24 protein-coding genes and 1 pseudogene are annotated in these 22,697 nt (G+C 56.4%); 9 read left to right on the top strand and 16 right to left on the bottom strand.

What is annotated here, in order from left to right; genetic code table 11:
* Positions 1 to 49: 49 nt before the first annotated feature.
* The 3 genes from R3F64_RS15020 (at position 50) to R3F64_RS15010 (ending at position 3,085) form a co-directional block, all read left to right on the top strand.
* Positions 50 to 976, top strand: coding sequence for an Rpn family recombination-promoting nuclease/putative transposase (locus R3F64_RS15020; protein ID WP_332612319.1), 927 nt, complete (start codon positions 50 to 52; stop codon positions 974 to 976).
* Between the two features lie 359 nt (positions 977 to 1,335).
* Complete coding sequence (locus R3F64_RS15015; protein ID WP_199284744.1) at positions 1,336 to 2,166, top strand: type IV toxin-antitoxin system AbiEi family antitoxin domain-containing protein; 831 nt, start codon at positions 1,336 to 1,338, stop codon at positions 2,164 to 2,166.
* On the top strand, positions 2,150 to 3,085 hold the full coding sequence (locus tag R3F64_RS15010) for a nucleotidyl transferase AbiEii/AbiGii toxin family protein (RefSeq protein WP_332612316.1): 936 nt from the start codon (positions 2,150 to 2,152) through the stop codon (positions 3,083 to 3,085). The genes R3F64_RS15015 and R3F64_RS15010 overlap by 17 nt, the downstream gene beginning before the upstream one ends.
* Here R3F64_RS15010 and R3F64_RS15005 read toward each other — a convergent pair.
* Positions 3,078 to 3,944: a LysR family transcriptional regulator gene (locus R3F64_RS15005; protein ID WP_332612314.1), complete on the bottom strand. Its 867-nt coding sequence runs from the start codon at positions 3,942 to 3,944 to the stop codon at positions 3,078 to 3,080. The genes R3F64_RS15010 and R3F64_RS15005 overlap by 8 nt on opposite strands.
* 44 nt (positions 3,945 to 3,988) lie before the next feature.
* On the opposite strand from R3F64_RS15005, the gene R3F64_RS15000 reads away from it, so the two are divergent.
* The 3 genes from R3F64_RS15000 to R3F64_RS14990 all read left to right on the top strand — a co-directional run bounded on the left by R3F64_RS15000 (position 3,989) and on the right by R3F64_RS14990 (position 7,489).
* Positions 3,989 to 5,266 carry an MFS transporter gene (locus R3F64_RS15000; protein ID WP_332612313.1) on the top strand — a complete coding sequence of 426 codons (1,278 nt, stop codon included), beginning with the start codon at positions 3,989 to 3,991 and terminating at the stop codon, positions 5,264 to 5,266.
* A 390-nt stretch (positions 5,267 to 5,656) separates the two neighbouring features.
* Entirely contained in the window at positions 5,657 to 7,189 is a 1,533-nt protein-coding gene (locus tag R3F64_RS14995; protein WP_332612312.1) for a C69 family dipeptidase, read from the top strand.
* 186 nt (positions 7,190 to 7,375) lie between these two features.
* Positions 7,376 to 7,489: an alpha/beta hydrolase gene (locus tag R3F64_RS14990; protein ID WP_199284748.1), complete on the top strand. Its 114-nt coding sequence runs from the start codon at positions 7,376 to 7,378 to the stop codon at positions 7,487 to 7,489.
* A gap of 50 nt (positions 7,490 to 7,539) precedes the next feature.
* Here the strand turns inward: R3F64_RS14990 and R3F64_RS14985 are convergent, their stop codons facing one another.
* Positions 7,540 to 8,460, bottom strand: coding sequence for a DMT family transporter (locus R3F64_RS14985; RefSeq protein WP_332612311.1), 921 nt, complete (start codon positions 8,458 to 8,460; stop codon positions 7,540 to 7,542).
* A 93-nt stretch (positions 8,461 to 8,553) separates the two neighbouring features.
* Here R3F64_RS14985 and R3F64_RS14980 point away from each other — a divergent pair, with 93 nt between their 5' ends.
* A complete protein-coding gene (locus R3F64_RS14980; RefSeq protein ID WP_199284750.1) occupies positions 8,554 to 9,462 on the top strand; it encodes a LysR substrate-binding domain-containing protein in 909 nt (302 codons plus the stop codon).
* A 29-nt stretch (positions 9,463 to 9,491) separates the two neighbouring features.
* Here R3F64_RS14980 and R3F64_RS14975 read toward each other — a convergent pair whose 3' ends face one another.
* From R3F64_RS14975 to R3F64_RS14965, 3 genes are all read right to left on the bottom strand, one after another.
* Positions 9,492 to 9,644 (bottom strand): helix-turn-helix domain-containing protein, encoded by a 153-nt coding sequence (locus tag R3F64_RS14975; protein WP_199284751.1) that lies wholly within the window; start codon positions 9,642 to 9,644, stop codon positions 9,492 to 9,494.
* A gap of 84 nt (positions 9,645 to 9,728) precedes the next feature.
* The gene (locus R3F64_RS14970; protein ID WP_332612308.1) at positions 9,729 to 10,073 is read right to left on the bottom strand and encodes a helix-turn-helix domain-containing protein; all 345 of its coding nucleotides are present in this window, start codon (positions 10,071 to 10,073) and stop codon (positions 9,729 to 9,731) included.
* Positions 10,057 to 10,515, bottom strand: coding sequence for an AraC family ligand binding domain-containing protein (locus tag R3F64_RS14965; RefSeq protein ID WP_233337351.1), 459 nt, complete (start codon positions 10,513 to 10,515; stop codon positions 10,057 to 10,059). Before R3F64_RS14965 ends, R3F64_RS14970 begins: the two co-directional genes overlap by 17 nt.
* 106 nt (positions 10,516 to 10,621) lie before the next feature.
* Between R3F64_RS14965 and R3F64_RS14960 the strand changes: the two genes are divergently transcribed.
* Positions 10,622 to 11,431, top strand: a complete 810-nt coding sequence (locus R3F64_RS14960; RefSeq protein WP_332612305.1) for a sulfite exporter TauE/SafE family protein — start codon at positions 10,622 to 10,624, stop codon at positions 11,429 to 11,431.
* A 270-nt stretch (positions 11,432 to 11,701) separates the two neighbouring features.
* The gene (gene rhuM, locus R3F64_RS14955) at positions 11,702 to 12,607 is read left to right on the top strand and encodes a RhuM family protein (protein ID WP_233337352.1); all 906 of its coding nucleotides are present in this window, start codon (positions 11,702 to 11,704) and stop codon (positions 12,605 to 12,607) included.
* An 11-nt stretch (positions 12,608 to 12,618) separates the two neighbouring features.
* Here rhuM and R3F64_RS14950 read toward each other — a convergent pair whose 3' ends face one another.
* The 11 genes and pseudogenes from R3F64_RS14950 to R3F64_RS14900 all read right to left on the bottom strand — a co-directional run bounded on the left by R3F64_RS14950 (position 12,619) and on the right by R3F64_RS14900 (position 22,552).
* Complete coding sequence (locus R3F64_RS14950) at positions 12,619 to 13,146, bottom strand: hypothetical protein (protein ID WP_332612302.1); 528 nt, start codon at positions 13,144 to 13,146, stop codon at positions 12,619 to 12,621.
* A gap of 37 nt (positions 13,147 to 13,183) precedes the next feature.
* Entirely contained in the window at positions 13,184 to 13,480 is a 297-nt protein-coding gene (locus R3F64_RS14945; protein ID WP_199284754.1) for a DUF1330 domain-containing protein, read from the bottom strand.
* A gap of 108 nt (positions 13,481 to 13,588) precedes the next feature.
* Positions 13,589 to 14,110 carry a cupin gene (locus R3F64_RS14940; RefSeq protein WP_332612300.1) on the bottom strand — a complete coding sequence of 174 codons (522 nt, stop codon included), beginning with the start codon at positions 14,108 to 14,110 and terminating at the stop codon, positions 13,589 to 13,591.
* A gap of 147 nt (positions 14,111 to 14,257) precedes the next feature.
* Positions 14,258 to 15,184 carry a 15-cis-phytoene synthase CrtB gene (gene crtB, locus R3F64_RS14935; RefSeq protein ID WP_332612298.1) on the bottom strand — a complete coding sequence of 309 codons (927 nt, stop codon included), beginning with the start codon at positions 15,182 to 15,184 and terminating at the stop codon, positions 14,258 to 14,260.
* A complete protein-coding gene (locus R3F64_RS14930) occupies positions 15,174 to 16,667 on the bottom strand; it encodes a phytoene desaturase (RefSeq protein ID WP_332612371.1) in 1,494 nt (497 codons plus the stop codon). The genes crtB and R3F64_RS14930 overlap by 11 nt, the downstream gene beginning before the upstream one ends.
* Positions 16,664 to 17,854 (bottom strand): lycopene beta-cyclase CrtY, encoded by a 1,191-nt coding sequence (crtY, locus tag R3F64_RS14925; RefSeq protein ID WP_332612296.1) that lies wholly within the window; start codon positions 17,852 to 17,854, stop codon positions 16,664 to 16,666. Before crtY ends, R3F64_RS14930 begins: the two co-directional genes overlap by 4 nt.
* A 60-nt stretch (positions 17,855 to 17,914) precedes the next feature.
* Entirely contained in the window at positions 17,915 to 18,976 is a 1,062-nt protein-coding gene (gene fni, locus R3F64_RS14920) for a type 2 isopentenyl-diphosphate Delta-isomerase (protein WP_085920269.1), read from the bottom strand.
* Positions 18,966 to 19,466 carry a sterol desaturase family protein gene (locus R3F64_RS14915; RefSeq protein ID WP_233337354.1) on the bottom strand — a complete coding sequence of 167 codons (501 nt, stop codon included), beginning with the start codon at positions 19,464 to 19,466 and terminating at the stop codon, positions 18,966 to 18,968. Before R3F64_RS14915 ends, fni begins: the two co-directional genes overlap by 11 nt.
* A 15-nt stretch (positions 19,467 to 19,481) precedes the next feature.
* Positions 19,482 to 20,690, bottom strand: coding sequence for an ABC transporter permease (locus R3F64_RS14910; RefSeq protein ID WP_199284759.1), 1,209 nt, complete (start codon positions 20,688 to 20,690; stop codon positions 19,482 to 19,484).
* A pseudogene (locus R3F64_RS14905) lies at positions 20,687 to 21,589 on the bottom strand (ABC transporter ATP-binding protein); the annotation flags it as partial. The pseudogene R3F64_RS14905 and the gene R3F64_RS14910, both read right to left, overlap by 4 nt.
* Before the next feature lie 84 nt (positions 21,590 to 21,673).
* Positions 21,674 to 22,552: a polyprenyl synthetase family protein gene (locus tag R3F64_RS14900; protein ID WP_268901066.1), complete on the bottom strand. Its 879-nt coding sequence runs from the start codon at positions 22,550 to 22,552 to the stop codon at positions 21,674 to 21,676.
* Positions 22,553 to 22,697 lie beyond the last annotated feature (145 nt).

The raw sequence follows: 22,697 nt of genomic DNA, 5'->3' as shown, positions 1-22,697 counted from the left end.
GGATAGCTGAGCATGCTATTCTGGCGTCGATTGATTGTCAGAGGTCTCCATGGTCAACAACCATCACGATACCGGCTATAAAGAGCTGTTCAGCTATCCTGAGTTTGTTCAGCAACTTATCGAAGGCTTTGCGCCTGCTGAGATTGCCCGGTTAATGGACTTCTCCACTCTGAAAAGCCATAGCGGCAGCTACATTACGCCGCTGTTCGAAGAGAAAATTGAGGACGTGGTGTGGTCAGTCAACGTTAACTGGCAGGGGATGGCCCAAGAGGTCTATCTGTACATCTTGTTGGAGTTTCAGTCCTCGGTGGATCGCACTATGCCGGTTCGGCTGATGCACTACGCCGCTTGCTTCTACAGTGAGTTGCTCAAGCAGAAGGTCATCACACCCGGCCAGGGTTTACCGCCGGTATTTCCGGTAGTGCTTTATAACGGCTCAGAGCGCTGGTCAGCATCGTTAGACCTCTATGACATGATCATGCCGGAACCACCGGGTCTCCTGCAGGTCTACCAGCCACGGATGCGTTATTACCTAGTCGATGAAGGGCGCTATACTTATGAACAGTTAGGTTTGGTACAGTCGCCGCTAAGCGGGGTGTTCGGTATCGAGAAGGCCTCCACAAATCGCCAGGGGCTTCAGCAAGCCGTGGACCGAATTGTGGCGATTATTCAGGCTGATCCTCACAAAGAACGTATCGACAAGATTATTACCCGCTGGCTTAAACGCCATCTGCAGCGGCTCGGGGCTGAGGTCGACCTCAATCAGCTCAACAGTTTGGTGGAGGATAAAGACATGTTGGCAGAAAATTTGGAAAACTGGGCTCAGCAAGAGCGTCAGGAAGGCGAAAAGCTGGGTATTGAGAAAACGGCCCGTAATCTGCTCAAGCTGGGAGTGCTGAGTGATGAGCAGATTGCTGAAGCGACAGGCTTGGCGTTACGTGAAGTGGCTAAGTTGCGCACTGAAGGTGAGCACTGACCAGCTCTCATTTCCGTATTCCCGCTTCACACATAAAGCGAAAGGGCAGTCCAAGTCACTGCCCTTTCTGCATTTGGCTTCTGAGGATGACAGGTATCCCCATGCCATGAAAGAACCTGATGCAATGGTCCATATTCAGTAGTGAATGGCTGTTTAACGTGAATCAGCAGTGCGCGCTTAGCAAAACAAGCTAGTGGCAACCTAATTTCCTTTTGGTCTAAACGGCAGCCGCTTAACCCCGTGGGTAAGCAACGCTTGAGGGCGAGTTCAGGATAGATCCAGAAGGCTCACCCATAGTGATTAAAAAACCTTTTCGGTAAACCTCGCATTCACTGGACAGAGTTTTTGAAAGCCTTATTATGTTCACTATGAGTGAACAAAAATCGTCAAAATTAAACCAGTTGCTAGCCAGCCTCGGAGACTCTGATTTAGTCTCCAGCCGCTGGCTGCAGGCGCATGGCTATTCGAGAAGCCTTGTGGCGCGTTATGTCTCCAGCGGTTGGCTGGTGTCTCCGGCGCGTGGCGTTTATCTGAGAAAGGGAGGGCGACTGCAATGGCAGGGCGTATTGCGGAGCCTGCAAGAGCGTGAGGGCCTGGCATTATACGTCGGTGGGCGTTTCGCGTTGGCAATGCAAGGGTATGAGCACTACCTGCGCCTGGGCGAAGCAGCCACGGTAACGCTTTATGGGGATGCCCGTCCGCCCGGCTGGCTCAGTCAATTGGCACTGCCTGAACGATTTGAGTTCTGCGGCAAGCCTCCCTTTGACTGGCCGTTGTCTGATTTCACTGCGGATACGCAGAAGGATCAGCTACCTGAGCAGGGCCTTAAGCGGCTAGAGGTGCTTTCTGGTGCGGGAGCCATCGTTTGTTCCACGCCGGAGCGCGCGATACTGGAGCTTTGCGATGGCCCCGCTGGCGCGGCGCTGGTCTACGAAGCTGATACGCTTATGCAGAGTTTGGCAACACTGAGCCCAAGGCGGTTGACGGTGTTGCTGCGCCATTGCAGCAGCATCAAGGCAGCACGACTGTTTCTCGCCTTGGCGGATCGGTACCAGCATGCATGGCTTAAACGAATCTCGTTAGAGGGGGTGGATCTCGGCAGCGGTAAACGCGTTCTGGTGCCCGGTGGTCGTCTACACCCGACTTATCAGATCACGTTACCGAGGGACTTGGATGAGCACTTGGGATAAACGCTACACCGACCGCGTACAGCTACTTGTAGATATTCTCCCAGTGATGTCACTGGAGCCTCGCATTGCGTTGAAGGGCGGAACGGCGATCAATTTGTTTGAGCACGATCTCCCTCGATTATCAGTGGATATCGATCTTACATGGCTGCCGACCCACGGTTTCGCTGAAGACGCCGCCGCGATTGATAATGCGCTGAACATGCTGGCTGATGCGTTACGGACTCAATCAAAAACAATGCGTGTGCAGCCGTCGGCGACTCAAGGCAGTCAAGGTGTCACGCGGTTGATTGTCAGCCGCGGCAGGGCACTTGTGCAGATTGAAACCACACCAGTAATGCGGGGCACGGTGCATCCAGTGCGTGAGATGGATGTTCGGCCGGTGGTGGAGGAGGCGTTTGGGTTTGCTTCTGCACAGGTGCTGAGTTTTGCCGATTTGTATGCAGGAAAACTGGCGGCAGCATTATCGCGTCAGCACCCGCGCGACTTGTTCGATGTAGGACTATTACTGGATGACAAGCGAGCTGATAGGACGCTTTGGTACACATTCCTGGTCTATTTGACCTGTAGTCCAAAACCCGCCTGGGAAATTCTTGAGCCGCAGATACCTAAGGATTTTGAAGATATTTTTCAGGCACATTTTAAGGGCATGACGTCGGAGCCTGTCACTGCGCATGAGCTACTGAAATATCGGGAACGGCTATTGGTACGTCTTGCTGAGTGGATAGATGAGCCTTCGCAAGAATTTCTGTTCTCCATCGAAGATGAGCAGCCGGAATTTGGTCTGATTGGTCTGCCCCAGGCTCGCGAACTGCCCGGCGTTAAACGCAAGTTGCAGAATTTGAGTCGTCGTTCCGAGGATAAACGCCGGGCAGACAGGCTTCAATTAGAACAAGCGTTGTCGCGGCTTTGGCCTAAGTAATTACATTGCAGCGAGCACGCACATAGTTAAGAAACTCGGTCACGGTTTGAGAGGTTCTCAAATCGGTATGTATTAACCCCCACATGGTCGTACTCAATTCAGGGATAATAGGGCTGATTCGTTTGATGCCTGCCCCTTCTTTTTCTAGATAAGTAGGTAACACCGCTGCATAGTCGTAATTGGCGACCATAAAGTAATCCATAAGAATGGAGTTGCTTTTTAATAGCCTGTTATTAAGCAGGTTGTTCTTTGAAAACCACTCGCTGAGCAGTGGGTAATGCATTTCAGTATTGGGCGCAATCCACGAAATATCGCTTTCTAGCCAGTCAGTATGTTTGCTTTCCTGTGAAACATAGACAGCCTGATGAATAGGCAGGATTTTCTTTCCGATAAGCGTTTCGTTCGGGCTGACCACAGGGCGAAACGCGATATCTGCGTCACGCGCTTCCAGGCTCATGAGTTTATTACTAACGATGACGCTTATGTTCAGCTCTTTGTATTGGCAATTGAAGTCGTGAATGATGTTGCCCAACAGGCCATACATTAATGTGTCTGTGGTGGTGACTGTCAGGTTGCCGGATAATGTTTCTTTGGCAGAGTAAAGTTTTCGCTGAGCATAAAGCACTTGTTTTTCGATTTCCTTTGCACTTCTCACCAGCTCTAATCCGGCAAGTGTTGGTATATATGCATTGTCTTCACGATTAAAGAGCTTTACGCCACATTTGCTTTCAATGTCAGCAACTCGCCTGTAGATGGTGGCTTGGCTGACATGGAGCTTGCTCGCGGCTTGTTTAAGTGCTTTCTCTTCAGCGATCGCGAGCACAACTTTAAAGTCATCCCACTTTAGATTCTCAATCATGAAAAACTCGTTCTCATTAATGATGGTTTACATGCAAGTCATGGGTGGATAGCGTTTCGATAAACTCTTTAACAGAAATTAATATTGCCATGAGTGAAACGCAACAAGCTTTTCCACTGATTTCTTCACAGCAGAAATTCAATGCCATTCTGGTTGCCGCTCTGTGTGTTGTGACGGCCGGTAGTTATGTAACCCTATCAGGGTTGTTGACGTCACAGCTGATTGAGGAGCTTGGCTGGTCGTCCCTGAATACAACCTTTGGCATCACTGTCAACATGGTGCTTTATGGTGCGACGGCACCCTTCGCCATTCATTTGATGGAAAAGCATGGGATCAAGAAAATTGTCATCGCAAGCCTTGTGATACTGTTGGCTGGCGCTTTGGTCTGTACGCTGAACTCAAAGATAATATTCAATCTTGCATGGGGTGTTTTGGTTGGGCTGGGGTGTGGCGCGTTAACGATGTCATTTGGCGCTCTCTTTGCTCGTTCCTGGTTTGAAAAAACGGGCTTGCCGACAGGTATATTGACGGCTTCCTCGGTGACGGGGCAATTTGTGTTACTCCCCATGTGGGCCAAGCTGGCTGATGAATTTGGCTGGCGAGCGCCATTAATAGGCTGTTTTGTCTTGACCCTGATCACATTGTTAATTGTGTGTTTGCTGCTGAATGAGAAGCTCTCGGCGGTGAGAACGGTGACGGCTCATCATATTAAGCCGAATAGTACATTTCGCGATGTCTTTATCAGTCTGAAAGGGTTTGTGAAGAACAAGAAATTCTGGGTCATCGCATTAGCCTTTGGCATGTGTGGCGCTACCACGAATGGTCTGATGTGGAGCAGCTTTACCCCGGCGGCATCGTTAGAGGGAATATCGGTAGCGGAATCATCTTATCTGCTCCTGATAATCGGTCTTTTGAATATACCGGGCACCATTGGGGCTGGATGGCTTTCAGATAAAATCAATAAGCAGGCGTTGCTGGCCGTTATCTTCTTTTTGCGGGGCGCGAGTCTGGTTTTGCTGCCTTTTATTTTGTCGCAACCCGTTGGCTGGGAGCTGATAGCCTTTGCCGTCGTGTTTGGCGTATTTGATGTTGCAACGGTGCCTCCGGTGATTACTTTGTGCAATCACATCTTTGGTGATCAAGGGCCTTCGGCTTTTAGCTGGATCAACGTGGCTCATCAGGTAGGCGCCGGGTTGGTTGCTTTTTTAGGCGGGTTAATTGCCTTTATGACGGGCTCATATTTCGCATTGTGGTTTATCGCAGGCGGGATTTGTTTCATTGCCGCTGTGATTGTACTTAGTCCTCATCATGGCGAGCAGTAATGCCCTTTTTCGAATCTTGCGCGCGTGAGCAATAGCATTACGAAGACTGATAACGCCGCGGTTGGTGCCCTTTCTGCATGTCGCCTACTCTCGGCGAGGGTTGATGGCGGCTAGATAGAGCTGACCTGGATTCCGCGTCGCCCCTCCTGTCTCTATTTCTGGCGCCTATCCGCGAACGGCAGCGAGGCGCTTCTTGGCTGCTAGGATAGGTGGTATGCCGTATTTCTAAAAACATTGCGCAGCATTTGTTAGCGTAGCGCCTGGGTCAGTGGCCGATATCCTATGCCTTGAGCAGAGAGGTTATCGCTGCTGTTTTTTACCTCTACGTGGTTACCCGAAATACTGCAGTTTTCTATGAATTCAGGAAAGCCATATCAACATGGAGCCAAGATGATGAGAAAACGCTATCCCCTAAAACCGATGATGCTGGCCGTGCCGCTACTCGCGCTTAGCCCGGTAGCCTCGGCAAGCTATGCCTACTATGTAGGCAAAAACCTGACCGACGAGGGCGCCGTCATGATCGGTGGCACCGGTGAGGAAGTCTCCAGCCACTGGTTGGAGATCATGCCTGCCGAAGATCACTCTGCTGACGATACAGTGAGTGTTGGTGTCACCGCTGATGCCGGCATCCCCGGTGAGCTCATCGACATTCCGCAAGCCGAACACACTTTCCGCTACCTGTCGATGTCGTATTCCGACTATGAGGGTTTCCCTGCACCGCTCACCAACGGTGGTATCAATGAGCATGGAGTGGCCGTTCGTGACGTCTGGGCGACCAACCGCCAGGAACTGATCGACATGACTGAGACGCCGCAGCAGGGTCCTCAATACAGCGATTTAGCCAGGCTGGTGCTTGAACGCGCTGAGACAGCCCGGGAAGGTGTCGAACTGATCGGAGCGCTTATTGATCAGCATGGCTACTCCACCTATGGCGGCAATACGCACCTCATCGCCGATGAAAATGAAGGCTGGGTTGTTTGGGAGTTTGCGGGCAGTCAGGGGCTGTGGGCCGCCGAGCGGCTTGGTGATGATGACGTGCGTGTGCTCTACCCCGGCTATATTGAAGACTTCCCTGTCGATTTCGAGAACGACCCCGATTACATGGGCGCCGACAACCTGATTTCCTTCGCCGAGGAACAGGGCTGGTACGCAGGCGAGGGTGATTTCAATGTGTTTGACGTCTATGGCCGCCAGGATACCCAGGCGCGTACCGGTGGCTACAAGTACATGTCCCAAGCAGATGTGGAAGAGGCTCTACGCGACTTGGCACCGATCACCGAGCGCGAAATGATGGCGCAGGTTCGTGATCACCGTATCGCTGACGATGAGGCGGGTTATGGTCAGGTCGCCACCTTGAAGGCCGACACGGACGCTGATATGCAGCAAATCTGGGTGGCGCCCACCGGCTCGTTAGCGGCTCCCTTTATTCCTTGGTGGCTCGGTGTCCAGGAGGTCCCCATGGAATATGGGCAGCACCGCTATCTTTCCAAGGGGGCTGCTTCGACTTTCCTTAACCCCGATTTCCAGGTACAGGAAGCCAGTGATTTTGCGGGACGTCGCTTCAAGCAGGTCATGTACCTGATGTGCGAACAGCCTGATCGTTTTCATGCCTCGGTTACCGAGCTATTGGAAGGCTTTGAGCAAGATAGCTTCGATGACCTGAACTGGGTGGAAACCTCCGCCAAGACATTGATTGACCAAGGTAAGCGTGACGAAGCCAGGCAGTTGCTCACTTTCTACAGCCAGCAACGTGCCGATGATGCCCTCGCTCTGGGGGATACGCTAGTCGACTGGCTGAACGCTTCGCTTGAGCTTCGCGATCAGCGCCGCCGCCCAGAGGGCGTTTTACCTAATGACCAGGGCGGCGAGACCGTCAATTGCTTGGTTGACGCCGACCCGGATAAACCCAGCGATGCTCAGTAACTAAAGCCTGCTTTTGTCCGTGAAAAGAAACGCCTCCTTGGCTCGATGCTGGGGAGGCGTCTAAAGGGAGGCATCCATAAGTTCGGCTAAGGAGATGTCAGTTTGCACACTGTATTAGGTGGCAAAGGCTTTCCCGTTTTGCTGATGGCTGGCTTCCCGCATAGCTAGTATACGTGGCGCCGCATCATGCCCATACTTGCCGACCATTTTTATGTGGTCGCAATCATTCAAGATTGCGGTCATTTCATGCCTGAAGAACAGCCGGAAGAGATTGGTGCAAAAATGGTTAAATTTTTTTAAAGGCTGAGTAACGTCTACTGTGCCCCTATCGAGACATTCCTTTTGCGAGATTAAATACGCTTTTGACGCAACACCATCAAACCGGCCATTAAAATCATGCCCATTCCCAGCCAAGTCATGGCATCGGGCACTTCGCTGAATAGCAGATAGCCCCAAAAGCTGGCGAAGATGAGGTAGGCGTAATCAAAAGTGCCGATCAACGCCGAAGGAGCGATTTGATAAGCCCTTGCCACCCCGGTATTCACAATGATCAGCAGTAGGGCGTACGCGCTAACGATCAATAATGCTGTGGCATCTAGCGGTTGCCAACCAGCGAACAGGAAAGGTGCGCGTTCAGCAAGCGATGCTGTGCTGCTGATTGACACCAACACGCTGAAAAGCGTACCAGCTGCCAGGAAGGCTAGATTTAATCCCAGGGTGAGAAGTAAGGGATGCTCTCTTTGGCAGTGGTGGCGAGTGACCAGCATGGCTAGCGCATAAAAGAGGGCGGCAAGCACGGGTAGCAGTGCGGCAGGTGTGAAGGCGTCGCCGCCAGGCCGCAACACCACCACCACGCCAAGGAAACCGCAGAGTATGCCCAGCCAAGCCTGGCGTGAAAGATGCTCGCCCGCCCCAAAAGCAGCCAGCACGGCAATAAACAGCGGCGTGGTGTAAATAGCGACCGCTGCCACTGAGAGTGGAATCAGCGGCAGTGCTGCGTAGTAGGCGATCCACATCAGTAACAGAAGCAGGCTTCTTATCGCCACCCAGCGGCGTGATTTTACCTTGGGGCGGGGGCATGAATGGCCAATGATCAATCCAAAGAGTAACGACAGCGATAGTGCTGAGGCGATGACATAGAGTTGCCATAGCGACATACTGGCACTTAGATACTTAACCAGGGCGTCGGTCAACGCCAGCAGAAAGACAGCCCCAATGATAAGGCTTATGCCCTGTAGGATATTATCTTGTGGTTCAGCGGTGACCTTCATTGCAGCGTTCCAGGTATGAATTCCGCTATAGAATGCCGCTGCCTCTAGCCGTGCTTCAAACGACTTCTGCGTCACAATGTATGAGCTCAGATTATGGATAACGTCATCAAGTCTCTTCCACCGCTGGCAACGCTGCGCCCCTTTGAGGCTGCCGCCAGGCTTGAAAGTTTTTCGCGCGCGGCCGATGAGCTACACCTTACTCAGGCGGCTATCAGCCGACAGATCCGTGCGCTGGAGGAAGACCTTGGCGTGATGCTTTTCGAGCGCCGTCATCGCCGTGTGTTTCTTACCAGCGAGGGGCGCGAGTTTGGCCGTACGGTCTCCCAGGCGCTGGAGAGTATTGCTATGGGAGCTCAGGGGCTGCGTGGCGATCCGGATGATAAGCGCGTCGTATTGTTCTGCCAGTTATGCGAAGCGTTCTATTGGCTGATGCCACAGCTGGCGGACTTCAATCGACGCTATCCTGACATTGAGATACAGCTGGCGACCTCGACACGGCCGATTACCGAATTTAGTGGCCGCTTCGACATTGCGCTGCAAACCAACGGACGACCCAGCGGGAGCCATCGTGTGGTGTTTACCGCCAAGGACGAGATATTTCCGGTCTGCAGCCCTGCTTACCTGAAAGGGGCCGCTACGCCGTTGAGTCTCACTGCGTTGCTGAACCAGCGGCTACTGCACCACCACGCTGAACCGCCGGACTGGCTGGAGTGGGATGATTGGTTTCGTGCCATGGGGCACTTTGAGTTTTCATCAGCGGAGAGCACTGTGTTCGATAGCTATCCACTGTTACTGCAAGCGGCTGTCGCGGGGCACGGTATCGCCTTGGGTTGGCGGCGCACAACGCAACGCTTAATTGAAAATGGCGAACTGATCCGCCCGGTGACAGAGAGCTTGCACCAGCACGATGCCATCGCCTTATACACTCGCCAGGGCGCACCTCAACGCCAAGGCAGCGAAGCATTACTTGGTTGGCTGCGAGAGGTGTTGAGTCATGAGTGATAGTAGGGCTTGTTCGACGCAATAGCTGTTCAAAAACTGCCGTCCGGCAAAGAGCCTCCGTCTCGATCCCGGCTGATCTCAGAATCAGCTTCGCCGTTTTCGATATTGCGGAGGGTGCTGCGAGTGATGCCTGCACGTTTCGATAGTTCGATAGCCGTCAATTTGAGTAATTTAAGGCCCATGAGAGTTTTTGTGGGCCTTTAAATGCTCACTGTGGGTCAGGCTGGGCAAGATCGTGAGTATTTAATACCTGAAACAACGGCTTTTTACTCTTCATTCGGGCAACTAGCTGCCCGAATGAAGGTCGTTGGAGACTGACCAAGCACCTTGCGAAACATGCTGGAGAAAGCGGCTGGGCTGTCGTAGCCGAGCTCCAGTGCGGTTCGTGTAACGGAGCTGCCGGAGAGCAGTCTGGGAATTGCTGCCATCAGGCAGGCCTGTTGGAGCCATACGCCAAAGGAGAGTCCAGTCTGCTGACGGAACAGGCGATTGAAGGTGCGCTGACTGCAATGTAAATGCCGCGCCCACTTCTCCGTAAGGGTGTGAATGCTCGGCTGGCCGAGAAACTCTCTGCACAGGCGGGCGAGGGGAGGGTCATGGGGCAGGGGCACAAACAGTGGCAGGGCCTGAGCCTGTTCCAGTTTCGTATAGGAGTAGTTGCGCCAGGGCACCGTCGCGGCCGTTTTCCTTATAGAGCGCGGGGATGTGGGCGGAAGCCAGCAGCAGGTGATGCAGTAGAGGTGTCACGACTAGCACCTCGCAGTTGGGCGACGTACGTGGTGCGACGTGAGGCTCGATATACAAGCTTCGGGTGCTCACCTCGTTCATGCGCACTTGGTGCCGCTTGCCCTCCGGCAGCCAGACGCCGCTGAACGGTGGCACCATCCAGGTGCCGTCATCCGTGTTGACTTCCATCACGCCTGTCATGCCATAGAGAAACTGGGCACGGCGATGGGTATGAAAGTCGAGCAGTGTGCCGGGGCTATAATCAGTGCCGATGGCTACTAGGGGCCGTGCTACATGGTCTACGTCTGACAGGGGAATATTGAGCATTGTCGTCAACTTGGCCGAAACACAATGATTATTGTCCAAATGGCGAATGTCGGCCAGCCCTCACCGGAATACCGTTCCTCCTGTTGAGTTCATCAGGAGAGTGCCGGTGTATAGCGTATTGCTACTTTGTGGCGGGGTGGCGGGAGTGACCACCGTGTTGTTCGGTTTCGGTGGTGGGTTTGTGGTAGTTCCTTTGCTGTATACCCTGCTGATTTCCGTCCATGGGCCGGATAGTGGTATCGGTCAGGCGGCCATGCATATCGCGGTGGCCACTTCGACCGCGCTGATGGTGTTTGCTGCTTCCCTGTCGACATGGCGCCACCATCTAAGGCAAACCGTGCAATGGCACCTGGTGCGGCCGCTGGTGGGCTATATCGCCATGGGGGCCGTGCTTGGCGCGGCGGCTGCCGTGTCGTTAAGTGGGGGTTGGGTGCGCTGGGCCTTTATCGGCTATCTGGGCATCACGATTATGGATGCTGTGCTTAGACCCGGTTTTCTGCATCAGGCGGAGAGTGATGTGCGTCCTATGGGGTGTGGGGTAACGGCAGTGACGGGGACATTGATTGGTGCGGTGGCCGCCTTGCTGGGCGTGGGTGGCAGCGTAATGACAGTCCCGCTCATGCGCCGTAGAGGCGCAAGTATGACGGCAGCTACTGCCATGGCCAATCCATTATCGTTGCCCATGGCGGTAAGTGGCACCGCGACGTATGTGCTGCTGTCTGCAAATCACCCAGCGTTGGGGGAGTGGTATGCCGGTTATGTGGAGCTGCGCGCGTTGCTGGTGCTCGCGATAGGCTCATGGGTCGGTATTCGACTGGCGTCGATATGGATCGGGCGCATTCCTGATCATATCCATGCCGGGGTGTACCTGCTATTGCTAACGATGGTACTGGCAGTGATGGTTTTTGTGCGTTGAAGTGTCCACTTTTATTTGGCAGGATCATGATAATATTAAGCTGTATAAATAATCAGTTATTTGGTAAGGTTTACTTAATCTCTGATAACAGGCGTGCTTTGGTAGGCAAAGGTGAATATTGCTGCATTGAGTGATGCTTGCTTTGGAGATGCATGGGGCTTGATGTAAACCTGGGAGCCAACACTCATGAATGACCAGCAAATACAGATATTTACCAGTGAAGATGGGCAAGCACACCTGGAGGTGACCCTGGAGCAAGAGACCGTTTGGTTGAGCCAGGCGCAGATGGCCGAGCTTTTTAGCACCAAGCGCCCAGCAATTACCAAACACTTGAGTAATATTTATAAGAGCGGTGAACTGGATGAAGACAGCACATGTTCCATTTTGGAACATATGGCTGAGCATGGGCAGAGATATCGCACCAAACACTACAATCTTGATGCAATTATTTCGGTGGGGTATCGGGTTAGCTCCAAGCGTGCCACCCAGTTCCGCAAGTGGGCCACGCAAGTATTAAAAGACCATTTAGTTCAAGGCTATACCCTGAATCAGCGCCGCTTAACCGAGCGTGGCATAGAGTTTGAGCAGGCTCTAACGCTACTCAGCCGAACCTTGACCAACCATGGTCTGGTTTCAACAGAAGGAAAAGCGGTTGCTCGCGTGATTAGCGATTACGCGCGTTCCTGGAGTCTGCTACAAGGCTATGATGAACAGCAATTAACCGAGCTAAACATCAAGCAGCCCGGTATGCACTCGCTGGAGTTGGACGAAGCCTTGAGAGCCATTGGGGAGTTGAAGCAAACCTTGATCGCCAAAGGCGAGGCAACCGAACTGTTTGGGCAGGTGCGGGGCGATGGTTTGACGTCGGCTTTGGCCACCATCGAGCAAGGTTTTGGAGACGAACTGTTTTACCCCAACGTGGCCACCCGAGCGGCGCATCTGCTTTACTTTGTGGTTAAAAATCATCCATTGGCCGATGGAAATAAGCGCTGTGGCTCGTTTCTGTTTCTATGGTACCTGCGCCGCAATGCATCGTTATTGGCTCGACCCGTTGAGCAACTGATCAACGACAACACCTTGGTGGCGCTAGCGTTGTTAGTGGCTGAAAGCCTGCCCGATCAGAAAACGCTGATGATACGGTTGATAGAGCATTTTATACTGTTGAAAGAAAGCTGATCACCGAGCCATTACGGCTGAGGAGAGTTCTTTGCGGGCTCTGTCTCCGGCTCGATCACGATTTCATGCGCAAGCCGCTCTTTTTCAAGCGCTGCCAAGGCAATTTGATAGCAGTCTTCGATATGACGGTTGCCCATCACCTTCATGGCGGTGAAGCTGATGCTGCCTGCCACGGCACTGCCGATTAGCGGGACGAACTTCGTCACGCCTTTCGCGGCGACCTTGATGCCCATCTTGTTGAGCACCGTCACGATGAGTTTTTTGGTGATGTATTTCCCGGCCAGCTTGCTGCCGGTATTGGAAATGGCCGTCATCACAAAGAGCTTGGATTCGGTATCCAGGCTTTCGATTTGTTCAGGCGATAAGCCAAATTTTTCATTAATTTGGGGGATCAACCGCATCAAGATGGCCACGTCTGAGCCAAGATCCACCCCGGGGATGGGAATGATCGCCGCCCCGGCAGAAAGGCCTGAACTCCTTGTGACCATCGACTGGCACGACTGCTTGATGGCGTCGAGGTCTTCACGTGACTCGATCATGATGTGGTCCTCCTATTTGATGGGCGATGGGAAGCTTCTAGACGCCCTCGATGCCATCCACGATAAAGACCCGATAGTCGGCCCCCTGGAAACGGTGCTGGCGGGCTTCCTGGTAGGCGGGGCTTTCATACCAGGCGCGGGCGGCGGCCATATCGGGGAAGCGTAAAATCACCGCCCCTTCCATGGCGCTGCCTTCGAGCACTTTAAAATCGCCGTAGAACGCCAGCGGTTCAGGGTCGTGGCCTTCCCGGGCGGCTTTGGCCTTTTCGCTGTAGCGCTCCATTTCATCAGTGTCGTGGGTGTGTTCTTTGATCATCACCACATAGGCTGGCATAGGGCTTTCCTTCGGTATCTGACATGGGAGTGCCAGAGCGGCTTGGGTCATGGCTCTGGCTACGTATAGGTCTGTTGATAATACCGTTTATCGGCAGGGTCAAGGTGATTACGCTGTCGTTTGGCGCCACAGGTTTTTCAACGGACCGCCGACCGGGTCGCTTTCGGGCATCGCCGTGCTCGCCACGCGCGCTTGCGCTGCTTCCAGCTGTGCCGGGTCGCCGCGCTCTATCGCTGGCTGTTGGCCGGGCGGGTAGGCGCCTACCATGCAGAAATCATCATCCGCCTCGAGGCTTGCATGCCCAACCCCTGCGGGCAGCACCAGTACGTCGCCAGCGCAAAGCATCAGTTCGCGGCCGTTAGGGCCACCCAGTCGTGCTCGGGCTTGGCCGCGAAAGATGCCCAATACTTCGTGAGCGGTGGAGTGAAAGTGGTCAAAGTCATACAGGTGGTAGCGCCATGCCGGCGGCCAGCCGTGGCGCTTGAACATGGCTTCGAAGGTGGCGGCACACGCCTCTGGGTCACGGGTGTCGATAACATCCCGGTAGATCAACACTGGCAGTGGGGAGTTGGGGTAGCCGGTCGCGTCATCGCTGTCCAGATGGAGCGTTTCGGGTTGCTCGATACTCATCATGGCCTCCTGTGTCGTGATGGGTGTCTCACAGCGTAGACGTTAGTGGCGCGATGGGTCAGCCTATTGCCACCGCTCAGTCGCCCGGTCGCACCGCCTAGGTCGCGAAAGCAATCAGCCGTTGCGGTTCGGTAAGGCTGTGTACAATCAACCAGGTCGCTGCCAGAGACCGCTAGGCCTTGGCGCTGGCCTTTGCCAGCGGGATGCCATCGCGTGAGCGAGTCCCATACCCAGCAGGCGCGCTTTGTCCACCTTGCTGGTCGAGATGCGCGCGTCCCAGGCCCGAGCCCCGTGCGCTTTCACCTTGATCCCGATTTCCCGGTAGACGCCGTGGGCGGTGCCGATGGCCCAGGCGCAGCGAGGCGGCAAGGCCGTCAATCCACCGCGGGCGGCGTCATAGTAGGGTTCCGCCAGGTCGATCAGTTGTCGGGCCAGGCCTGCCAGGGCTTCACGATGCCTTGGCGCTGTCATCTCCTGGCGGGGAATGCCGGCTTCTTCCAGCCACTGGGCCGGCAGATAGCAGCGATCAATCTGTGCATCCTCGATGATGTCCCGGGCGATATTGGTCAGCTGAAAGGCCATTCCCAGGTCGCAGGCCCGATCCAGGGTCGCCTCATCCTTCGCACCCATGATCCAGGCCATCATGATGCCCACCACGCCGGCCACGTGATAGCAGTAGTCCAGGGTATCGTCGAGGGTGACATAGCGCCGCTGCTCCACGTCCATGGCGAAGCCGTCCAGGTGAGCCAGGGGATAGCGCTCGGGGATCCCGTGGTCGAGCGCCACCTCCTGAAAGGCGGCGAAAGCCGGGCTTTGCATGGGCTCCCCGGCATAGGCACGACGCGTCAGGTGTCGAAGCTCGTTTAGGCGCGTCTCGCTGCTTTCGCCCGTGGTTTCCTGAGCACGAAAGCCCAGCTGCTGGTCGTCGATCACGTCGTCGCAGTGGCGGCACCAGGCATAAAGCATCAGGGCGCTGCGCCGAGTGGCCGGGTCGAACAGCTTTGCGGCGGTGGCAAAACTCTTGGAGCCCACGGCGATGGTCTGTGCGGCATGCTGTCCTAGCTTATCGGTCATCGAGTCGCTCCAGCATCAGGCCCGCAGTGGCCTTGGCGGAACCGATCACGCCGGGCACCCCAGCGCCGGGATGGGTGCCGGCCCCCACGAGATAGAGGTTGTCGATCTTGGCATCCCGGTTGTGGGGCCGGAACCAGGCACTCTGGGTGAGAATCGGCTCCAGGGAGAAGGCGGAACCCAGGTGAGCGTTGAGCTCCTCGCGAAAATCCAGGGGGGTGAAGTGCCGACAGGTCACCAGGTGCTCCCGTAGCCCGGGAATATAGTGACGCTCCAGATAGTCGAGGATGCGGTCGCGGTATATCGGCCCCTGGGTTTCCCAGTCGATGTTAGCCTTGCCCAGGTGCGGCACCGGTGCCAGGACATAGTGAGCGCTACAGCCTTCGGGTGCCATGCTCGGATCGGTGACACAGGGGGAGTGCAGGTAGAGGGAAAAATCCTCCGCCAGGGTGTCCGCGTTGAAGATCTCGTCGATCAATTCCTTGTAGCGGGGGCCGAAGCACACCGTATGGTGCTCCAGGCCTTGCGGTGGCCTGTCCAGGCCGAAATAGATCACGAACAGTGACATGCTGAAGCGCTTGCGGCCCAGGGACTTGGCTTGGCGGGTGCCGCGGGAATGCCCGCTCAACAGCCTGCTGTAGGTATGCATCACGTCCGCGTTGGAGGCCAGTGCCTCCGTCGGGAAATGTCGGCCATCCATCAGGGTGACGCCGCTTACCTGATCCCCTGCGGTCTCGATGTTTGCCACTTCCGCGTTCAGTTCGAGGGTGCCGCCGAGATCCTTGAACAGCTGGACCATACCCTGTACCAGGGCGCCGGTGCCGCCCCGGGGAAACCATACGCCCCACTCCCGCTCCAGGGCATGGATCAGGGTATAAATGGAGGAGGTAGCGAATGGGTTGCCCCCCACCAGCAGGGAATGAAAGGAGAAGACCTGGCGCAGATGCGGATCCTCGATGAATTTCGAGACCATGGAGTAGACGCTGCGCCAGGCCTGAAGCTTCGCCAGCTGCGGCCCGGCGGCGAGCATGTCGCGAAAGGCCAGAAAGGGCACGGCGCCGAGCTTGCGATAGCCCTCCTCGAACACTGCCTGGGAATAGCTCAGGAAGTGCCGATAGCCCTCCACGTCACGGGGGTTGCGCTCGGCGATCTGTCGCTCCAGGGCGGCCTGATCGTTGACGTAATCGAAGGCAGGGGCATCTTCCCAGCAGAGCCGGTAGAAGGGCGTGACCGGCAGCAGTTCGACATAATCTGCCATGTGTTTGTCTGCCAGATGAAAGAGCTCTTCCAGGGCGGAGGGGTCGGTAATCACCGTCGGGCCGGCATCGAAGGTGAACCCCTGGTCTTCATAGACATAGGCGCGGCCACCGGGCTTGTCGCGCTTTTCCAGCAGGGTGGTCTGGTAGCCGCCGGACTGCAGGCGAATCGCCAGGGCCAGGCCGCCGAAGCCGGCGCCGATCACCAGGGCACGTTGAGGCTGGGTCATGAGCGTATTCCGAAGAAGGTGGATGAAATCTTTTGTGGGGAATTTGCCCGCACCGCCTTGAGCGCTTCGCCAAGCGGCACCGGCGGCTTGCCCATCAGGATGCGCACTTTGTCGGCACGGGTCAGGCGTCCGGCGTAGAAGCGTTCGATCAGCGGTTCTGGCAGGCCGTAGAAACGTTGCATGACCTGCCAGCGCCGCGCCGGGCGGCCCGCCAGGAACAGCATGCGATTGAGCAGGCGGAAGTAGCCCTGGTGTTGCCATTCCCGGGCGGCGAAGGCATGGATGGCCTGGAACAGCGACGCCGCATCGAGCTTGCCAAGCTCGGCGATGCGTTCTGCCAGACCCATCGCCTGGGGCAGGGAGTACCCGGTGGTGGGGTGGAACAGACCGGCGCGTAGGCCGCTTCGCGGCTGGCCCTGGGCGTTCTGCCAGAAGGCATCGAACTCACCCGCCAGGATGATCGGCAGCACGCCGCTCTCTTCCCGCAGGGTTTCGACGATCCGCCAGTCGCGATCCCGCGCGTAGGCGCCGATATGCTCACGCAGTTGGGCCGCGTCCGCCTCCGGGCGGTCCACATAGTGGGTATCCTCGATCAGCAGGGTATCCTGGCTGAACGGCAGCACGTAGACGAACCGGTAGCCGTCCTGCTGGGGCACGCTGGCGTCCATGAGGATCGGTTCTTCCAGGCCGTGGGGCTTGTCCAGGCGGACTTCCTGGCCGAGAAAGGCCTGGTAGCCCAGGGTCAGGTGAGCGCTGTCGGCGGGGCCCCGGCCGTCGATGACCGCTTTCGCGTGCAGCACCCGGCCATCCTCGAGTTCCACGCTATCCGTGGAAAGGCGGGCCACGCGCGTGTCGACCCACAAGTTGTCGCCCAGGGCCTCTTCCAGAACGCAGGCGAAATCCCGGGAGAAGATACTGGAGTAGCCCCCGTTCAACAGGCGCTCGCGGTGCGGGAAGATCACACGGTGCCGCGGCCAGCGACGACCCACCATGGGCGCCAGCCAGGCATGTTGGTCTGCGGAGAGATCGCCATCGTGAAACGACCAGGTGTGATGACCACCGGGGCGACTTTCGCTTTCCAGCATCAGCAGGCGCAACTCTGGCTGCGCCTGTATCAAGCGCAGGGCGATCAGGCCGTTGGCCAGACCGCCCCCCACCAGTATCAGGTCATATCCTGGCGCGTTCATGAATCATACCTCGTCGCCAGTGACCGGCGCGGCAGGATAGGGGCGATGACGGCGATATGCCTAGCCATGGGGCGCTTCCAGAGGGACGCCGCGATCATCCAGCAGCACCGCCGCACGCAGGGCATGCAGGTCGGCGCTGCCGGTACAGAAACAGGCGATGCGCAACTGCTGGATGATTACCTCGAAGTGCTCGATCACCGCCTGACTCGATTCGGTGGCACTCTCGAGCACTGCGGCGGCCTGGCCCACCAGGTCCGCGCCCAGGCGTATGGCCTTGGCGGCGTCCACTCCATCGCGAATGCCGCCGGAAGCGATCAAAGGCGTCTTCGGCAGGGTCTGGCGCACCGCTCGAATGGCCTGGGCGGTGGGGGTGCCCCAGCCGGCGAAGGCCATGGCGACCCGGCGCTGGTGCTCATTTGTCGCGCGTTCCGCCTCCACCGCCGCCCAGCTGGTGCCGCCGGCGCCGGCCACGTCGATCATCGCCACACCTTCTTCCACCAGCGCCCGGGCCACCTCGGGGGAGATACCCGCGCCGACTTCCTTGACCACCACCGGCACTTCGAGCGACGTGACCAGCGTGCCGATGGCCTGAAGTACGCCACACCAGTCCCGGTCGCCGCCCTGTTGCACGGCCTCCTGCAGGGGGTTGAGGTGGACGATCAATGCATCCGCCTCGATCATCTCCACCGCCCGGCGCGCCCAGTCGATCCCCTGGGGCTCCCGAAGCTGACCCGCGCCGATATTGCCAAGCAGTGGAATATCCGGGGCGATGCGTCGTAACTGCCTGGTCAGGCCATGATCGTTGCCAGACTGCAGGGCGACTCGTTGGGAGCCGATGGCCAGGGCGATACCCAGGTGTTGGGCGGCTTCTGCCAGGTGATGATTGATCGTTTTGGCCCGTTCGGCGCCGCCGGTCATGGAACTGATCAACAGCGGCGCTTTCATGGGTTTATCGAAAAGTCGTGCGCTCAGATCAATCTCGTCCAGGTGCAGCTGTGGCAGGGCGCAATGGGCGAAGCGATAGTCGGCGAATCCCGTAAGGGTCCGAGCGTTAGCCCGACGAGCGTCCAGCACGATGTCGAGATGATCATTCTTGCGTTTCACCATACTGTCATCGGTCATGTCTCGCTCCCGCTGGAGATGCAGCCCGTTGCTGCTTTAGGCGTTTTTTGAGTTTCCTGACATCTGGCGCGTAAAGGAAGCCGAAGGACACAGCCCCCTCTCGAGTACGCACGGCATGATGGATTCGGTGAGCTTGGACCAGACGCTTCAAATAGCCGCTCTTTGGCTGCCAGCGAATCGGCCAGCGTTGGTGAACCATACCGTCGTGAAACAGAGAATAAGCGACGCCGTAAAGCGTGATGCCTGATGCGATAGCCATGAGTGGCGTCCAGTAAAGGTCTCCCACCGCAAACATGCCGACCACCACCAGCGAAAACACCACAACATACAGGTCATTTTTCTCGAACACGCCCTCAGTGGGTTCGTGATGGGATTTGTGCCAGCGCCAGCCCCAGCCGTGCATAATGTACTTATGGGCGTACCAGGCGAACACTTCCATCCCCAGGAAAGCCGCTATCACAAGCATGAGCGTCCATAACCAGTCCATCATGTTTTACAACCTCTCTTAGGCCGGCGTCTTGAATAAGGGGAGGGCAGCTAGTAGCAGGCTTACCAGTGCCACGGCGGCCAGGATGCCGCCGGGCTGGGCTAGCTGAGCCCAGCTGTCGCCGCGAATCAACGCTCCGTAAAAACCTTCAATCGCCCAGGCATTCGGCGTGAACAGGCTCACCGTCTGCAACCAGTCAGGCATCATGAAACGTGGCACCATTGAGCCGCCTACGCTGGAAACAATGAGCACAAAAAACGAAGAAAAGGTTGTCGCCTGCTGCGTTGTTCGACACAGCGACAGGAGTAAAAGTGCCAGCCCGGCACTGGCGGCGGCGCAGGCAATTGCCATGACAATGACTTTCGCCAAAGCGCGCTCTATCTCCAGCCCAAACCCGAACCTGGCGACCAGGAAGATAGCGCTGGCCTGGAAAAATCCCAGACTCAACAAAAACAGAAACCGGCCCAGCAGTAACCGCGAATGCGCCGCTTTGCTCAGTAGAAGGCGTTCGGCGATACCGTTTTGGCGCTCTTCCAAACTGACCATGCCCGCGTTCACGGCGGACAACAACAGGAACAGAATGGCGGTGGCGCCAGCATAGTAGGCGATACCGCTGAGCCCAGATATTGACGCTGTCGCCTCGCCATAGACGGGATCTAGCTCGATAAGCAAGTCTTCGATCGCTGCCTCGCCCGGGTCCCTGGCCATGGCTTCCAGAGCGGCGTCCAGGCGTGCTTGTTGTTCGGGCGAGAAACCCTCAACCAGAGCTTCTGTGGTTTGCGCAAGACGCTGCACAAGAACCTGCGGTTGCTGGGAGACCAGGCTTTGGCGCAGCCAGCCCTGTAGAGACAGAGCGGCAATTTCACGGGTGGGTTCGCTGACAATAGTAAACAGCGGATCGTTGTCCGTGTCTGGTTGCCCGTGAACGATCACCCCCGTGTCGAAATTGCCTTGTTGCACTTGTTCCCGTAGTTGAGCGCGGCCCGAATCGGGTAGAGCCGTCATCTCCAGTTCTTCGGTCTGCGTCAGGTACTGCGCAAACTCTTGCATCTGTTGATCTTCGGTTTCCACCACAAGACCGACCCGCAAGTGCAAGTCGCCTTCCGTGGCGCCGGAGAAGATGCTGGCAAAGATGGCGAATACCAGGCTGGGCAAAGCAAATGCCATGAGTAACGCACCGCGGTCACGCCACAAGCCCAGGACCATCACTCGGAAAATTGCCCTCATGACACTGTCTCCACCGCAGTATCGCTTCGGGCACCGGTAACCTGCTGCATCACGTTTTTTAATCCGGGTCGGCGTATCGATACCTCGGCAATGGCCTCACGTGCTCCGCCCAGGTCGCGGTAGAGGTGGTCGATCAATCTATCCAGCGGCAGGTCACTTTCCAGCCACCATTCACTGCTCTCATCACTACTCTCATCACTGCGAGGGCGAAAACCCATCTCCTGCAGCCGCTCACAGAGTGCCGGGGGCAGCATGTGAACCGTACGCACAACGAATAGCTGACGGTTGCCGAAGGTTTCCTGTATCAACGCCTGGGGCTCGTCCAGGGCTTTCAGTTGGCCTTGATGAAGAAGGGCGACGCGGTGGGATAGCACTTCAGCTTCATCTAACTCATGGGTCACAACGACCACGGCCACACCTTGCTCGGCGCGGCGGCGAATAAGGTCGTGGATTGACAGGCGCACACCCAAGTCGACCCCGGCCGTGGGTTCGTCCAGCACGAGCAGAGAAGGGTGGGAGACCAGGGTGGCTGCCAGGTGTAAGCGCCGCTGCATACCACCGGACAACTGGTCGACCCGCACATCGGCGTTGTCTGTTAACTCGATTTCTTCCAGCGCTTGACTGACCCGGGCGGGCATCTGGTGGCGGCTGACACCTGTGCAGCGCGCGAAAAACGCCAGGTTCTCCCGCCCCGTCAAGTGCCGGTATAAACCCAGGAACTGGGGGGTGAAGCCGATGGAGTGTTGATAGGCCTTACCCGGAGAAAGCGCTTTTCCGGCAATGAATATTTGCCCGGAACGGGGGCGCAGCTTGCCGGTGATGGCGCGCAACAATGTCGATTTCCCGGCACCATTAGGCCCGAGGATACCGAGTATTTCACCTGGACGTACCTGTAAAGAAACGTCGTCTAAGGCGCTGTGGCTGCCGTAGACAACCCGTAGTCGATCAATGGTGAGTGCTGCAGTCGTCGTCATTCGCAAGGTCTAAACCCCAAGCCTTTGCGCCGCACCGTTGAAGGCAACGAACTGTTGTTCCACGAGCGCTGCGAGTGAGGATTCATCGTATCCGGCTCTACGCAATTGCTCTCTTGCCATGGCTTGTGCATTGCTCAATGCGCCGCGAACTTCTTCGGGTGTGTAAAGAGAAAGCAAGGTGGTTTTCGCACTATCCTGCTGCACGTCCTTACCGGTCTCCTGCACAAAGGTACTGTGATCCAACATATCATCGTAAAGCTGAAACAGCAGACCAAAGGCACGGGCAAAGCGCGTCAATGCGTCTATCACTTCTGCATCCAGCCCCCGAAGTCGTGCACCGGTAACGACAGCAAACTCAAACAGGCAGCCTGTTTTCTGGTGGTAGAGTTGCTCAATGGCGCTCTTGGTGCCCACGGGGTGATTTTGTAAATCAGCGATCTGTCCGCCCACTAACCCCATAGAACCAATAACATGACTGAGATGAGCGCTAACGGCGACTTTGGTGGAAGCATCCACGTTGGGGCAATCGGCGATAACCCCGTACGCGAGGTTGAGGAAGTTGGTTGAGGCAAGAATGGCGGTGCTTTCGGAAAAGCGTATATGCGTGCAGGGGCGGTCGCGGCGCATAGTCGCATCGTCCATGCAGGGCAGGTCGTCGAGAATCAGCGAAGCGGTATGCACCAGTTCCGACACACAGGCCATACGGAGGGTGTGACTGTCAGTGGCCACATTCGCAGCTAGAAGCGTAAGCAGCGGGCGCAAGCGCTTGCCTGAACCCAACAGGGCGTAATGCATGCCTTGATGCAGATGCGTGGGCGATGTTTCCTGAGCTGGCATAAGCTCCAGCAAGGTTGCGTTGACCATGCTCTTTAGATGGACAATATCCATCGGTGGCGTCTTTGAAACTTGTCTCTTTCTACCTTGAGACGCGACAGGCGCGGACTCTGCGGCGGACGCTTGCGGCTTGCGTATAAAGGTCACCCTGTACCCCCCGGTTGCCTACCTATGCGGCCGTAATAAAGTCAGAGCTGAC

The organism is Halomonas sp. 5021 (assembly GCF_036663435.1).
GTDB classification, from domain to species: Bacteria; Pseudomonadota; Gammaproteobacteria; order Pseudomonadales; family Halomonadaceae; genus Vreelandella; species Vreelandella janggokensis.
Note: the sequence above shows the minus strand (reverse complement) of the source record. Positions and strands in the feature narration are given on the sequence as shown.